At 49.2% G+C, this 15,229-nt stretch carries 12 protein-coding genes; 3 read left to right on the top strand and 9 right to left on the bottom strand.

Features of this window, described 5'->3' with window-relative positions; all coding sequences use genetic code 11:
• Positions 1-64: 64 nt before the first annotated feature.
• From ACLBLI_RS10185 to pabB, 3 genes are all read right to left on the bottom strand, one after another.
• Positions 65-1,435 carry an L-serine ammonia-lyase gene (locus tag ACLBLI_RS10185; RefSeq protein ID WP_414827514.1) on the bottom strand — a complete coding sequence of 457 codons (1,371 nt, stop codon included), beginning with the start codon at positions 1,433-1,435 and terminating at the stop codon, positions 65-67.
• Positions 1,436-1,813: 378 nt separating this feature from the next.
• Positions 1,814-2,386, bottom strand: coding sequence for a CoA pyrophosphatase (locus ACLBLI_RS10180; protein WP_414827513.1), 573 nt, complete (start codon positions 2,384-2,386; stop codon positions 1,814-1,816).
• Positions 2,379-3,767 carry an aminodeoxychorismate synthase component I gene (pabB, locus tag ACLBLI_RS10175; RefSeq protein ID WP_414827512.1) on the bottom strand — a complete coding sequence of 463 codons (1,389 nt, stop codon included), beginning with the start codon at positions 3,765-3,767 and terminating at the stop codon, positions 2,379-2,381. The genes ACLBLI_RS10180 and pabB overlap by 8 nt, the downstream gene beginning before the upstream one ends.
• A 313-nt stretch (positions 3,768-4,080) precedes the next feature.
• Here pabB and ACLBLI_RS10170 point away from each other — a divergent pair, with 313 nt between their 5' ends.
• The gene (locus ACLBLI_RS10170) at positions 4,081-5,610 is read left to right on the top strand and encodes a fumarate hydratase (protein ID WP_414827511.1); all 1,530 of its coding nucleotides are present in this window, start codon (positions 4,081-4,083) and stop codon (positions 5,608-5,610) included.
• A gap of 168 nt (positions 5,611-5,778) precedes the next feature.
• Positions 5,779-7,248 carry a DNA recombination protein RmuC gene (gene rmuC, locus ACLBLI_RS10165; protein ID WP_414827510.1) on the top strand — a complete coding sequence of 490 codons (1,470 nt, stop codon included), beginning with the start codon at positions 5,779-5,781 and terminating at the stop codon, positions 7,246-7,248.
• Here rmuC and ACLBLI_RS10160 read toward each other — a convergent pair.
• A complete protein-coding gene (locus ACLBLI_RS10160; RefSeq protein WP_414827509.1) occupies positions 7,218-8,414 on the bottom strand; it encodes a diguanylate cyclase in 1,197 nt (398 codons plus the stop codon). The two genes, rmuC and ACLBLI_RS10160, sit on opposite strands and share 31 nt — an antisense overlap.
• 186 nt (positions 8,415-8,600) lie before the next feature.
• Between ACLBLI_RS10160 and ACLBLI_RS10155 the strand changes: the two genes are divergently transcribed.
• Entirely contained in the window at positions 8,601-9,323 is a 723-nt protein-coding gene (locus ACLBLI_RS10155; protein ID WP_414827508.1) for an SOS response-associated peptidase family protein, read from the top strand.
• Between the two features lie 77 nt (positions 9,324-9,400).
• On the opposite strand, the gene ACLBLI_RS10150 is transcribed toward ACLBLI_RS10155, so the two are convergent.
• The 5 genes from ACLBLI_RS10150 to ACLBLI_RS10130 all read right to left on the bottom strand — a co-directional run bounded on the left by ACLBLI_RS10150 (position 9,401) and on the right by ACLBLI_RS10130 (position 15,221).
• The gene (locus ACLBLI_RS10150; RefSeq protein WP_414827507.1) at positions 9,401-10,624 is read right to left on the bottom strand and encodes an ABC transporter permease; all 1,224 of its coding nucleotides are present in this window, start codon (positions 10,622-10,624) and stop codon (positions 9,401-9,403) included.
• An 11-nt stretch (positions 10,625-10,635) separates the two neighbouring features.
• Complete coding sequence (locus tag ACLBLI_RS10145; protein WP_414827506.1) at positions 10,636-11,949, bottom strand: ABC transporter permease; 1,314 nt, start codon at positions 11,947-11,949, stop codon at positions 10,636-10,638.
• Positions 11,950-11,960: 11 nt separating this feature from the next.
• Entirely contained in the window at positions 11,961-12,662 is a 702-nt protein-coding gene (locus ACLBLI_RS10140; protein ID WP_414827505.1) for an ABC transporter ATP-binding protein, read from the bottom strand.
• A gap of 12 nt (positions 12,663-12,674) precedes the next feature.
• The gene (locus ACLBLI_RS10135; RefSeq protein ID WP_414827504.1) at positions 12,675-13,970 is read right to left on the bottom strand and encodes an efflux RND transporter periplasmic adaptor subunit; all 1,296 of its coding nucleotides are present in this window, start codon (positions 13,968-13,970) and stop codon (positions 12,675-12,677) included.
• Between the two features lie 75 nt (positions 13,971-14,045).
• The gene (locus ACLBLI_RS10130; protein ID WP_414827503.1) at positions 14,046-15,221 is read right to left on the bottom strand and encodes a hydroxymethylglutaryl-CoA reductase; all 1,176 of its coding nucleotides are present in this window, start codon (positions 15,219-15,221) and stop codon (positions 14,046-14,048) included.
• Between the last annotated feature and the right edge of the window lie 8 nt (positions 15,222-15,229).

The following is a 15,229-nucleotide window of genomic DNA, read 5'->3' as shown; positions in this document are numbered from 1 at the left end:
TGGATAACGAAACGCCCACATCATGTGGGCGTTTTTGTTTGGTCAGTGCTTCAGCGTAGCGGGGTTAACACTCGATGATATTAACTGCCAGGCCACCCCGGGCAGTCTCTTTGTATTTGGTTTTCATGTCATTGCCGGTATCGCGCATGGTTTTGATGACTTTATCCAGTGATACCTTGTGTTCACCGCTGCCTCGTAACGCCAGACGCGACGCGTTTATGGCTTTAATCGCGCCCATCGCGTTGCGTTCGATACACGGTACCTGCACCAGGCCGCCTACCGGATCGCAGGTCAGACCAAGATTATGCTCCATACCGATTTCTGCGGCGTTTTCTACAGCTTGTACTGTACCGCCCATTATTTCAGTCAGTGCGCCTGCAGCCATAGAGCAGGCTACACCCACTTCCCCCTGACAACCCACTTCAGCGCCGCTTATGGATGCGTTCTCCTTGTACAGAATACCAATCGCACCAGCGGTCAGCAGAAAACGGCAAGCCGTGTCAGCGTCTACGGGACGAATAAACTTGTCAAAATACTGCAACACGGCAGGGATAATACCTGCGGCACCGTTTGTGGGGGCGGTGACAACACGGCCGCCTGCCGCATTTTCTTCATTTACTGCTAATGCGAACAAATTAACCCAGTCCATGGTTTGCATAGGATCGGTGGTATGCTCAGTCTGCAGGCGGCGATAGAGTGCCGGAGCTCTTCGCACTACTTTCAGGCCACCGGGAAGAATACCCTCGCTCTCGGTTCCACGCTGAATGCAGGCTTTCATGGTTTGCCAGATTTCATGGAGCTTATCTCTTACTTCATGCTTAGGACGATGGACAGACTCGTTTTTCAACATAAGCGAACTAATGCAAAGACCGTTGTTACGACATTGCTCAAGTAGTTCGGCTGCTGTTTTAAACGGGTAGGGAACTTTAGCCTGTGTCCCTATTGCCAGGTTCTTGGCGTCTTCAAACTCTTCATCTTTGATAATAAAACCGCCACCAATACTGTAGTAGGTTTGTGAACGGATTTTTTCTTCGCCGCAAAAAGCATGCATGGTAAGAGCATTAGCGTGACGTGGCAGTGTTTTTCTGCGATGGAAGACGATAGCGTTTTTTCGGGGAAATTTAATCTCGATCTGGCCATTGAGCATGAGTTTCTGACTGCTGTCTATGTCTTCAAGCAGGCTATCAATTTTATCTACATCAATGGTTTCAGGAACCTCGCCAAGCAAGCCCAGGATAACTGCTTTACCGGTGCCGTGGCCTTTACCGGTTTGTCCGAGTGAACCGAATAGCTCTGTCGTCACGGCGGTAATGTCATCGGCGCGAGCACTGCTGGTGACTTCTCTGGCAAATTCAGCTGCGGCTCGCATCGGACCGACAGTATGGGAACTGGAGGGGCCAATGCCAATGCTGAACATATCAAAAACACTTATCATAGGGTACGTCGTCCTTTCATTCTTATGACACTGATCATGCACGCAGACCCGCAGGACTACAATACAGAAAAGCTAATAATCAGATTAGCTAAGCTAATTACATGTAAAGAATAGTTGCTACTTGCTGACTGAGTCATAAAGTCAGAAAATTTGGGCGGCTGGATCTGCAGGTCAATCAGAAGCTGAGAACCAGAGCTATCTCAGTCTATCTGCTCTCTTGGCGCTAGCGTTATTTCATCATCTGTACAGGTAGCTGACCCGACGCAGGGCCAGAGCAAGAGGATACCATTGCCAGCCAGCGGTCAATCTGAATACGCACTCGCCTTGTCGCTGTTGTTATTGTCTGATGCCGCCTCACAGACATGCCAGCTTCAGATATCAGGGGTGAATATGATGGGACAGGTTTCTGATAATGGCGGCCGTTGCTCCCCAAATCATTTTGTCCTGCCAGGGGATAAAGTAAATAGGAAAGGTTTGATTATTTCGGTGCGTATGGTGGATAAGATGATTCTTTCGGTCGAGCACGTGCTTGAGAGGCACCTCAAACACACTTTCCACTTCGTTTGGATCCCTGATTACGGTGAAGCCCGGTTTGATGAACCCTACTACCGGCGTAATGGTATAGCCGCTGATAGTTCGGTAATCGGGCAGTGAGCCGACAATGGTGGCGTGATCCCCCGGCAGCCCGACTTCTTCTTCTGCTTCCCGCAATGCCGCGTCGATGACCCCGGCGTCCTGGCTTTCTACTCCACCGCCAGGAAAGCTGATTTGCCCTGGGTGGTGTTTTAAGTGATGGGCTCTCTCTGTTAATAGTACACTCAGACTATCACCGTAATCGATTAACGGGATCAATACCGCAGCGGGACGACCCTTTACGCGCAAGGGATAATCCTGCTCCTGCCATACTGTACGAGCATGATGAAATTGTCTGAGAAATTCCGCTTTAGTCACGTAACTTACTTAGCTCCGGTAATATTCGAGCAACTTTATCAAGGGTTTCCTGATATTCCTCTTGTGCATCAGAATCCAGAACAATTCCCCCACCAGCCCAACAGTGAATGTGACCTTGCTCTGCCAGCAGTGTCCGAATGCAGATGCTGGAGTCCATATCCTGCCTGAAGCCCATATATAGCATACTGCCGCAATAGATGTTCCGACAATGTGGCTCCAGTTCATCAATGATTTCCATTGCCCGGACTTTGGGCGCACCGGTTATTGAGCCACCCGGGAAGGCCCCGGCCAGTAAATCGAGTGGTGATGCGTTATCATTAAGCTTTCCTACGACCGTACTTACCATGTGGTGCACTGCGGCATAAGACTCCAGGGCAAACAGGTGAGGAACATCCACAGAACCAGGCTGACAATGCTTGCTGAGATCGTTTCTGAGTAAATCCACGATCATCAGGTTTTCTGCACGGTCTTTTTCCGATGCAAGCAATGCATCTGCGCTTGCTTTATCCTCAGTGCTATCAGCACTGCGTGGGCGGGTACCTTTTATCGGTTTTGTTTCAACGTGGCCGCCTTTAACTGATAAAAAACGCTCTGGTGAAATACTGATAATGGCACTTTTCTCAAGTTTCATATAAGCAGAGAAAGGCGCTTGATTCTGCTTGCGTAAATGTAAAAACGCGTTCCACTCACTGCCCTGGTAACCCGCGCTGAAACGCTGCGCCATGTTAACCTGATAACAGTCGCCGGCACACAGATACTCATGAATTTTGTCCAGCGCTTGTGTGTACTGCGGTTGTGATAAGTTCGATTGCCAGTCTGAGGTAAGGACGAAAGGAACGTGCGTTACAGGTTCAAAACCTGAAAACTCAGGGATCCCCGACAACCGGCAGTGGTAAATAATTCCGGAATGCGTATCTTCAATTAACGACTGCGGATAGACGCCGACGGCCATATCCGGGCAGACATAATCATTGATTGCATTGTCCGGAAGTTGCTCGTAACTACGTCCAAGATCATAGCCTGCGAGACCGGCAACACCTGCGATAAAAGGAAGATGTGAATACTGTCTGCTATCTTTCGCTAATCGGGCGTTGGCGAATATCGCCTCAAATTGTTGTTTAACGCACTCAAAAGGAAGCGCATGAGTTTTTTGCCGGAGCCCGCGTTGGTGATCGGTGATCGACACTACTCCTTTTTCAGACACACAGCTGAGTAGGGGCGACCACATCATAATATTGTATCGGCCATTGCTAGCGCTACTGCCAGCAGTGTCGAAAAGCAGTGACCAGGGAGCATCGGCGATATTATCAAATAGGTCCACCAGGGTTGTCGGGCAATTAAAAGATACCGGTGAAATAATGATTGTGGGCGAGGCGGACATAGTGTTTCTTTCAGACATGACGTTACAACAAATACTCTTTTCAGGGCAACAGGCCCGGGCCGTGACTTTATGTGCGCCACCAAAGTCTTATCGGATTTCCTTGGTGCGTATCGTTCAGTTGCGCTAGTATACGCTTTTTTATCCTGGGTGTGTCGACCTTTGCTGTGCGTTTTGCAGCGTTGTTGCCTTTTCAATGGGGCAGTAAAGACAATGCGTGTCGCACAGTGTCATACCACGGAAAATGAACACCAATTCACGGTAAAGAGCGATACACTCAGCCAAGACCACGATAAGCCTATTAAAAGAGGATGCTATGACCGTTATCCGTCAACAGGACTTCATTGACAGTATAGAAGATGCCCTGCAGTTTATTTCTTACTATCACCCTTTAGATTACGTAAAAGCCGTAGAAAAGGCCTACGAGAAAGAACAGAGCCAGGCTGCGAAAGATGCCATGGCACAAATTCTTATCAATTCCCGTATGTCTGCTGAGGGCAAGCGACCGTTGTGTCAGGACACGGGCATTGTGACGTGTTTCGTTAAAGTCGGTATGGGCGTGAGTTGGGATAAAACTGATATGACGGTGCAGGAAATGGTGGATGAAGGTACACGTCGTGCCTACACCAACAGTGATAACCCGCTGCGCGCTTCTATCGTTGCCGATCCTGCCGGTGCGCGCACTAACACCAAAGATAATACGCCTGCTGTCGTGCATCTGGACATGGTTGCCGGTGACAAAATTGAAGTGATGATTGCAGCCAAAGGCGGTGGCTCTGAAAATAAATCAAAAATGGTGATGCTCAATCCCAGCGATGACATTGCAGAATGGGTAGTGAAAACCTTACCTACAATGGGCGCAGGCTGGTGTCCACCGGGGATGCTTGGAATAGGCATCGGTGGTACTGCTGAAAAAGCCGCTGTGCTTGCAAAAGAGTCTTTGATGGATCCGGTTGATATTCAGGAGTTGATGGATCGTGGCGCCGAAACTACCGATGAAAAGCTGCGTCTGGAAATATTCGATCGCGTGAACAAGCTTGGCATTGGCGCTCAGGGCTTAGGTGGCCTGACCACGGTGGTTGACGTAAAAATTAAATCCATGCCGACGCATGCGGCATCTAAGCCAGTGGCAATGATCCCTAACTGTGCGGCAACCCGACATGCGCACTTTTTCCTCGACGGTTCAGGCCCGGCTGAGTTAAAAGCACCCAAGCTGGAGGAGTGGCCGGAAGTGACGTGGGAAGTGGGTGAGAGCACACGCCGTGTAAACCTTGATAATGTTACTAAAGAAGACATCCAGGAGTGGAAGGTCGGCGAAACCGTATTGCTTTCGGGTAAAATGCTTACCGGGCGCGATGCAGCGCACAAGCGTATTCAAACCATGATGGAAAACGGTGAAGGACTGCCAGACGGTGTGGATTTGACCAATCGCTTTATCTATTACGTTGGACCAGTAGATGCTGTGGGTGATGAAGTTGTGGGACCTGCTGGCCCGACTACCGCCACTCGCATGGATAAGTTTACCGATATGATGCTGGAAAAAACCGGTCTCATAGGCATGATTGGTAAAGCGGAACGTGGCCCGGCAACGGTGAAATCTATTGCAAAACATCAGTCGGTCTACCTGATGGCAGTCGGTGGTGCCGCATATCTGGTATCCAAAGCCATCAAAAAAGCGCGGGTAGTGGCATTTGAAGATCTGGGTATGGAAGCCATTTACGAGTTTGAAGTGGAAGACATGCCTGTGACGGTTGCAGTCGACAGCTCCGGGGCGAATGCGCACGAAACCGGCCCTGCGGTCTGGAAGGCAAAAATTGCCGAACTGGATAGCGAACTATCTAAGTAAATTTCCATCCGGTTCACCTGAACGGGTACCTGTGAGTACCCGTTTTTTTATTTTTTAAGCAGGTGTATTTGCCAGAATAATAACCGTTACTCTTACCGTTTCGCGGCTTTCAGCGTTATGCTACCGCATTAACGCCTAAACAAATGAATAAAAGGACAATTGTAAAACATGCTGCAGTTTGATGAGATTCAGATAGCCATCGCAGTTGCGGGTCTGGCTGTGGGCGCGATTGCCAGTTACATTGCGGTTTCATCGTCAATGAAGAAGAAGCATCAGGCGCTGGAAGCTGAACTGGCGGAAACTACTGAAGAACTCGGACGCATGGTTGCGCGCAATGATACGCAGGAAAGTCAGTTAGCATTAAAGAGCGAAGAAATCTCTCAACAACATCGCGAACTGATGACAATGCAAAACCAGTTGGGCGAACTGACGCAAAAAGCGAATCAGCTACGGGAATTACAGCAGGACTATCGAGTCCAGTTGGACGAGTATAAAGCCTTACAGTCCTCTTTTTCTGATTTGCGTGCTCGCTATGATGCGCAGTCTGCAAGTATGGCGGAAGTACAGAAGTCACATGACGAAAAGCTGGCGTTAATGGAAGCCGCCGAGCAGCGACTGCAAACCCAGTTCGAAAACCTGGCCAACAAAATCTTCGAGACCAAAAGTGAAAACTTCTCAAAACAGAGTAAAACCGGCCTGGAATCGATACTTACTCCGCTGAAAGAACAGATAGAGACCTTTAAACGACAAATTAGCGATCAGTATGTGAAAGAGGGTCAGGAACGAGCATCCCTTAAAACAGAGATCCTGGGACTTAAAGAGCTGAATCAACGGATCACTGAGGAAGCGAATGCACTTACCATGGCCCTGAAAGGCGATAATAAGAAGCAGGGCAATTGGGGAGAAGTGGTTCTTGAGCGGATATTGAAAGAGTCTGGTTTGCGTGAAGGGCACGAATTTGACTCACAGGTATCGCTGCGCTCCGATGAAGGCAAGTTGCAGCAGCCGGATATCGTTGTTCATCTTCCTAATGACAAAGACGTGATTATCGACAGTAAAGTAAGCCTGGCCGCTTATGAACGTTTTTTTAATACAGATGATGACGATCAGCGAAGACAACATCTGAAAGAGCATGTAGCGTCACTGCGAGGTCACATAAAAGGGCTGGGCGCTAAAGACTATCAGGAACTGAAAGGTCTCAGAACACTGGATTATGTCCTGATGTTCATTCCGGTAGAGCCGGCATTTCTGCTGGCGATAGAGGAAGATCCTGACCTGGTAACGCTGGCACTGAATCACAATATTATGCTGGTTAGCCCGACTAATCTTTTGGTTGCGCTTCGAACAATTAACAATATCTGGCAGTACGAATATCAGAATCAGAACGCTCAGAAAATCGCGCAACATGCTGCCAAGCTGTACGATAAATTCAGTGGTTTTGTTGGCGACATGGAAAAAATCGGTAAGTCGCTGGACACCACGCAAAAGCACTATGAAGGGGCATTCAACAAACTCAGTCAGGGGAGAGGAAATCTCGTTCGTCAGATTGAGCAGTTCAGAACGCTTGGCGTGCAACCAAGCAAATCACTGCCTGATTCCGTTGCCGGTCAGCTAGAGGACGAAGATGCCAGTGAATAATCAATGTGCTCACCGTAGGCTATTGCACAGTTTCGCCCTGATGATTTCGCCCGGTAAAGTGCCCGGTCGGCAAGGGTAACCAGTTTATCGCAAGAGGCAGCCTGGCAAGCAGCGGCGGCACCGACACTAACGGTAAGTTGCTCTTTTCCTTCGCTCCAGGGAACTTGCGAGCAGGCCGTGAGGAGTTTCTCTGCGACGCGTCTGCCCTCATCAAGGCCGGTGTCGGGAAGCGCGATGAGAAATTCCTCTCCACCAAAGCGGCCACAGGCATCGGTTTCCCGAGTGCTTTCACACAGTTGTGTCGCGATGTGTCTGATCGCGATATCTCCTGTGTGATGACCATACTTGTCATTCACGTTTTTAAAATAATCAATGTCGACCATCAGCACACAAAACTCCTTTTGCTCTTTGATATGTGCTGCCCATAAATCATTGATCGTCAATTGCATTGCTCGACGGTTAAGTAGTCCGGTAAGTTGGTCCCGGTGCGCCAAAAACTTCATTTTCAGAATCAAGCGAGTGATCGTGGTGGCCATTGCCGTAATATTGAGAAGCAGCACCAGGCACAAGTACGCCCAGAGAAACGGCTCGCTGCTGTATTGTTCGGTAAACAAGTAATCAGCGACGACATGCGGGATAAAAGTAAATGACAGCACTTTCACGTATAGCAAACCAGAAAGCACGGTATCCGGAATGCAGAAGAGCCGGGCAATGACAGGCGAGAATTCCTCAAACAACGCCTCGTACTTTATTTTGGCTGTACTGAATAGAGATACGGCCGCCAGAGCATAAATAATTGCGCTGAAGTAAAGCGCGTCAGCATTTACAAAAAAGCTAGCCAGCAATGTGATTAACGCAATAATCATTGCTGCAGCAGTGAGTCTGGGTTGATAACTGGTTTTGAATAACTGAGCGATCGCGAACTTGTAGGTGATCAGGGCCGCCAGAAAAGCCATATCGGTGAGAAGCCATAAACTGACAGAAGTAGAATCTGCTCTCCATGAACTGAGCAGCAGCGCAATAACCAGTAAAATGTTGGTTACCGAGAACCGCAGACTGGCACTGCGATACAGCTGTAACGGATGCGCCATCAGCGCCCACGTACAGGCTGCCAGGCCCGCAATGAAGGCGATGATGGTTACCAGTTCTACCTCAGATGAGCTCACAAAATATCCCTGACATTACGCTAGATTTGGGGGCGATCACCTCTCTCTTGCTTTCACCTTGCCATGTAATGATGTGAAATTCATTAACTATTACTTAATATTATGTAATAAGTGACAGTGGTTTTAATACCGGTTTCGATCCGATGCAGTCAGGTTTCACTGGATGCTAGGTCAGGGAGAAAGTCGATGTGTGGCAGGCTAAATGTAACCGATTCTTCAGGCGTAAGAGCGCTGTGCGAGCAGCTGGATATCAGTCTGTGGCCGGAAGAGGGGATGATACATAGACGGTTTATCAGAGCCACGGATCGTGTATCTGTGGTGTTAAAACGTGATGGTATGGCACAAATACATAACGCAATCTGGTGGTTGTTGCTCGACAGTCAGAAGGGGTCGCAAGGTAGTATATTTAAGCCTTCCAAATATACATCGTTTAACACGCGATACGATAAACTAACTAAAAGAGGCAGCGCGGGCTATCAGGCTTTTCGACAGCAACGCTGCATCATTCCAGCTACTGGCTTTGGTGAAACACTGGGCAGCGGCAGCGATGCCAAATACCACGATCTGATTGCCGCTGACGATGCCAACCCATTGGCGATGGGCGGACTTTATCGATGGTGGAAAGGAACTCGACCTGACGGTTGTGTGTTTTATGAGATTTCCTGCTCTGTGGTGACAGTTCCGCCGCACCCAAAACTGGAAGCAATTCACCGAAAAGCCAGTCCGCTGATGCTCTCCTTCAGGGACGGGAGTATCGATAAGTGGCTGGATGATTCTTTAACAAATACCGATGCTTTACTATCGTTGCTTGAACCCAAACTTCGTCATAGTTTTGTTGTCAAGCCAATCGATAAGCCTTCCACCCACAATCAGGTCGGTGAAAGTTTTGTTATTGACGCAGATAGGTAGGTAAAGTGGCGATTATCGGTTGAATGGGAAAGCCCCCGGCTGTGTCTTGCATCCGGGGGCGCGTAGCTGTTTATCGCTCAGACAGTGCGTGTCGCAATTGCCGGCGGTACACGGGATGCCCGTAGCGCAGGCCCCAAAACTGCCAGCTGACCCACAACCCACAACACTACAATTCCTATGGGAATGTAAAACCAGTCCAGTGCAGTAATAGAAAACCACTCTATGAGTGCCATATTCAGGGCGATGGTTAGCACTACACCCAGCATCAGTCCGCCTGCGCTAATCAGCATGTTCTCCAGCATAAAATAGCGAATTATCGCGCCTTGCGTTGCCCCAAGCGCTCTGCGAGTGCCAATTTGTTTTTTACGACGGTTTACATTGAAGCTGGTCAGACCCACTATGCCAACCGCCGTTACCAGTGTCAGTAAAAACACTACCGTTGTCAGAATAGTAATCATCGCACTATGCTGGCGGTAACTGCGCTCTCTGGTGTCGGTAAGCGTGGTGACATCTCTGATAATCCGGTTTGGATATTTATCTGCCAGCGTAGATTCCAGCTCTGCCATTAGTCGGTCGCGCTGACCTGGCTCGGTTCGAATGAAATAGCGGGTTGATTCACTGACCAGATATTCAGGGGTGATCATGGCGTGTTCTAAATTATTCCAGCCAATCCAGGGGGCCTGCAATTTATCAATGATTCCGGTGATTATGACGGGCTCATCTTCTGCTATGTATACCGTTTTACCTACCGATTCCTGCCACGGGCTTTCAGGAAAGAGGCTTTCAGCCAGAGCTTTGGTAACTAACGCTTTGTCGGGCCAGTCAGTCTGGTTTCGCTCACGCCAGCGAACATCGCTGGCGACAAAATCACTACCTGCGATAATGTCGAAATCGAGCGCGTTACTTCCGTGCTCATCGGTCATGTAATTTGCGGTATTGACATCATCTGCGTCGTCTCCGGTTTCTGTTGTGAGACTCATTGACCAACCGCCACCGGATATCGGGATCGCATTAATCTGAATGGCATCAATAACCCCAGGCGTCCTTCTGATCAAGTCCAGGTCTTCGGTGATCACGCGCTTCGGTTTAAAATCAGCGCCAAAGCCCGTCGAAGTGAGATAAAAACTGTTTGGTTCATCTAACCCACTGTCACGTTGCATCATATTGTGGCGTTCAACAATAATGTAGGCCGCGTTTACAATAATCGTCATCGTGACTGCGATTTGCAGCGCAATAAGAATTGCGCCGACCTTGTTTCTTGTCATGGCCCGCAGAATCGGGCCTAGTTCCCAGCGACTCATAATTATAATCCTTATTGTGTTTTCAGGTTGCTGGCAGGCGGAACACTGCAAGCACGCCATGCCGGATAGCAGCCGGCGAGAATCGACGCGACTATCGACAGCGCAATTGCCAGCATGACCATGGTCAGGTCAAGCTCAACAAGATCACTGACAAAGCTGCCATAGAGCTGTTTAATGCCCTGCAGCCCCAGCAGCGCCAGACCAAGTCCCAGCAAGCCTCCAATAACACCGATGAGTGCTGATTCGATGATGTACTGAGAGAAAATGGCAGAGCGCGTGGCGCCGATGGCTCGACGAAGAGAAATGTCACCCGTTCTGGTGGCAAATTTTGATAGCAGCAATCCAATAGTGTTTAACAAGCAAACCAGTAGAAACAGAAAAGCCATCCACATCATCATTTGCGCGTCATCGGCCACGACTTCCTGGTTTTCCATCCAGGTCATCACATCTGACAACCGGTTGTTAAGCGGTCGTGGAAAGCGGCCCAATGCTTTTTGCTCTTCGACATACGCGTTAAGAAATGCCATGTAAGCGTTTTTATCAGCCTGAGTAGGTAACTCTACCCACATCTGGTAATTTACGCATTCAGACTGCAGAAACGCCTCAAAGCCTTCTCCTTCAGGTGATTTCCAGCAATTGGTATTGCCACCGTTAGGAAGCTGCATAAGTTCTTTCATCGCGAAAGGAATATAAACATCCTCGGTTCCTTTAAACGCACCAGTGGTCACATCATAAAAGCGGGGAACCAGCACCCAGTCGTCCAGCACGCCGGTGACAGTAAACTGCTGACCGGCAATGGTAATTGGGCGTCCCACTGAGTTCTCACCGCCAAACACGCGATCGTTTATTTCTTTACTGATGACGGCGACATAGTTGCCTGCCTTATCATCGGCGTATTCCCACGCCCGGCCGTATAAAAATGGCGCATCAAACATAGGGAAAAAGTCGGAAAAGTTCAGTCGCAGCGATGCCATAAACGGTTTGTTATCACGGTCAGGCGGTTCGATGACAGCGCCTGAGCTTGCCATGGCCGTCTGTCGATATGCCTGTTGGGCGTCCATGAGGTTGTTGGCATCACGCCAGGTCATCTGATCAGGCGGCTCGTTAGGCTCTTCTGCTGGAAAATGGGGGCTCCAGCTATCCAGTTGCACATAATAAAGCTGTTCGCTTTTGTGCGGGATCGGATTGGATGACATCAGGTAGTTAACCGTAATTGTTGTCATACTGGCGCCAATCCCCAGTGCAATCGCAATCATCATCAGACCGCTAAGGTAAGGATTTTTGCGGATACTTTTAAGCGATAATTTCAGGTAATAGGAGAACATGGTCAGAATTCCTATTGATTAGATGCCAGTGGCATGGTGTGAACCTCTGCGGCATCACAGATTTTTCCGTCTTTCACGAACACATTTCGTGAGGTCTGCCTGGCCAGTTCAGGATCGTGAGTCACCATAATGATGGTGGTACCCTGTAAATTAATTTCTTTTAGCAGCGTCATGACCGATTTTGCCATCTGGCTGTCCAGGTTCCCGGTGGGTTCATCTGCCAACAGGAAACGCGGTTCTCCTGCCAGAGCACGGGCGATAGCAACACGTTGTTGCTGACCGCCTGACAGTTGCGAGGGAAGGTGTTTCATCCGATTTCCCAGCCCCACTTTTTCAAGGCTCTCAGTAATACGTTTTTTACGCTCAGCGCTTCCCACCCCGCGATAGCGAAGAGGTACATCAACATTGTCGAATAAATTCAGATCCGGGATCAGATTAAAGCTTTGGAAGATAAAGCCAATTTTTTCATTGCGAAGCCGACTGCGTTGATTATCGTTAAGTGTGGCAACATTGTAATCATCCAGCATATAGGTACCGCCGGTATATGACTCCAGTAACCCGGCTATGTTAAGAAATGTCGTTTTTCCTGAGCCCGATGGACCGGTAACCGAGACAAAATCACCTTCTTTCACTTCAAGGTTAAAATCCCGCAAGGCATGGGTTTCTACAAGATCGGTGCGAAAGGTCTTTTCCAGATTGGTCATAGTGAGCATGAGCGTTCCTTTTTATTGTGTAATAAGCACGGTTTCAGCACCGGCAAATTGATCGATACCTGACACGATAATCTGGTCGTGTTGATTCAGGCCTGAGAGTATTTCAACGGATGCGAGACTGCGAGCACCGGTATCGATGGCGACGCGGCGCGCAACATTGTCTTCAACTTTGTATGCGATGCGGCCACCGCCACTTTCCAGAAACTGACCGCGTTGAACAAGTAGTACATTTTCTTTGTTTTCCATTAGGATCCTGGTGGTCAGTCGTTGATTCTGACGCAGTCCTTCCGGGATACTGGAAGCGGTTTCGCTATTGGCAGATGAAACGAACCTGACACGACCAGTCACCTGGTTATTTTCAATTTCGGGAGAAATGGTAATAAGTTCAGCGGGGTAGGGATGACCGTTTACACTGACCTCAGCGAGCATGCCGATGGCCATGTCATCGGCGTAACTTTCAGGGATCCCAATTTCTAGTTCAAACTCAGTGAGATCAACCACACTTAATATCGCCTGGTTTCGGGCCACTTGATTTTTCTGGTCAACGGCAAGGTTGCCGACGATTCCGCTTACGGGCGAGCGCAGAGTTAATTCTTCAACCTGGCGCGCAAGTTCCTCCACCTTCAGGGACTGGCGGTTGCGCTGAAGAGTCTTACTCTGAATTTCAAACTCAAGGCTCTCCGCATTGAGGCTGGCATCTTCAACTGCATGCTGATGAACCAGGCGGGCGTTGTGAAGGTCGTCCTGCGCTTTTTCAAAATCAATCATGCTGATAGAGCGGGTCTCGTAGGCCTTGTCAGCGCGGCGTTTTTCACGGTCGGCCGCCGTCAGCGCGACCGCAGCCATATCAATGGCTTTTTGATCTTCAAGCATCTGCTTTTTGGCCTGAATTTTCTGGCGCTCGATTTCTGTGGAAAGTTCATCCAGAACGGCTTGCTCTTGCTCAAACTCGTTCTGTAGTTCCGGGCTGTCGATGGTGGCGAGGTTTTGACCGGCAGACACTTCATCACCAGCGTCTACCAAGAAAGTAATTGTGCCCTGGGCAGGGCTATATAATCGGGGGCTGACCGCGGCAACAACACGCCCCTGAACAGAGAGGTCGCGGGTGAGATTGCCACGCTCAACCGTGGCTACGCGAAGCCTGTCCCAAGGGACGCTGGCTTCAGAGTTTCCCCACTGGGTAATGAGTGGGAAAAGATAAGAAGCGCTAATAAAAACGCCCATCACCATAGCAGCAAGCAGCCATCGTTTGGGCGATCGTTTGGGTGACAGCAGGGTATCCTGGCCGCTGGTGTCAGCAATAGTCATAGCAAGTTCCTTGTTATTGGTTTCTTGCTATGTCGAGTTTGAAATTAAAAAAGTTTAAACCGGGATAAAAAATATTTATTTATTTCTTCCATATTTATCGTGGCTGGATACCCAGTGGCCGGTAATCACCGCGCACGCCAGTGAAATATCACCAGCTAATACGGTAGCTGCAACAATTTCAGCCAGCTTGTTGGCTTTACCTTTGCCATAGCAGCCAAGTAAATCCAGGCATTCTTTTTGTGTAGGGAGTCCGGTACCGCCACCATAAGTAGCGACGATCAGTGAGGGCAGGGTAACGGACAGGTAAAGATCACCATTAGGAAGGAGCTCGTGGGAAAGTAAGCCTGCGTGTGACTCTACAACATTTGCTTCATCCTGACCGGTTGCTATAAACAGAGAGGCAATGCCATTAGCAGAGTGAGGGCCATTGTATGCAGCGCCTGCCAGCATTGCCCCCATATTGGCTAAAACAGATGAGCGTGCCATCATCCAGGTGTCGACCTTCATGAGCTTTTTCATGATGTCTTTCTTCAGAACCACTTCTGCGATAACGCGTTTGCCCCGGGAATGCAGCATATTCAGGTGTGAATGCTTTTTGTCAGTGTCCATGTTGCCTGAAAGCAGAAACTCACAATCGTGCGGATAGTTATCTTTGATCCACTCGCAGGCTGCGAGCGTGGCTTTACCCACCATATTCTGGCCGGCTGCGTCGCCGGTGGTATAGTTAAAACGCACGTAACGGGTTTTAGAAACAGACCATTGTTCAAGGTGAATGAGCTTACCAATGGATGTGGTGGTTTCTGCGGCCTGTTTGATCGCGTCAAAATTGGAATCCAGCCATTCGCCAAAATCTCTTGCGGCTCTGGCATCATCAAATATAAAAGCAGGTGCACGCTGCATGAACTGTTCAACGACGGTGGTTTTTACACCACCACACTCATTGATAACCCGCATGCCGCGGCTGTAGCTTGCCACCAGCGTACCTTCTGTGGTTGCCAGCGGCACATAGAAGCGACCTTTGGCATGCTCGCCGTCAATGTCTATGGGGCCAGCTACACCAACAGGCATTTGCACAATACCGATAAAGTTTTCTATGTTGCCCGGCAAAGCCTCAGGATCGATAGAAAAGTTGCCGGTATGCGTCAGCTCTGCTCCTGTTTGCTCTTTTAAAAAAGTACGCCGGGTTTCAGCCTGTTCACGACTGTAGTCATTTTGCCCGTCACGGGGGATGCGATAGCGCCCATTACCCATAAATAATT

It is taken from the genome of Alteromonas sp. H39, assembly GCF_047556435.1.
Classification (GTDB): Bacteria; Pseudomonadota; Gammaproteobacteria; order Enterobacterales; family Alteromonadaceae; genus Alteromonas.
The sequence above is the reverse complement of the archived record's forward strand: the minus strand, read 5'-3'. Positions and strand labels throughout refer to the sequence as shown.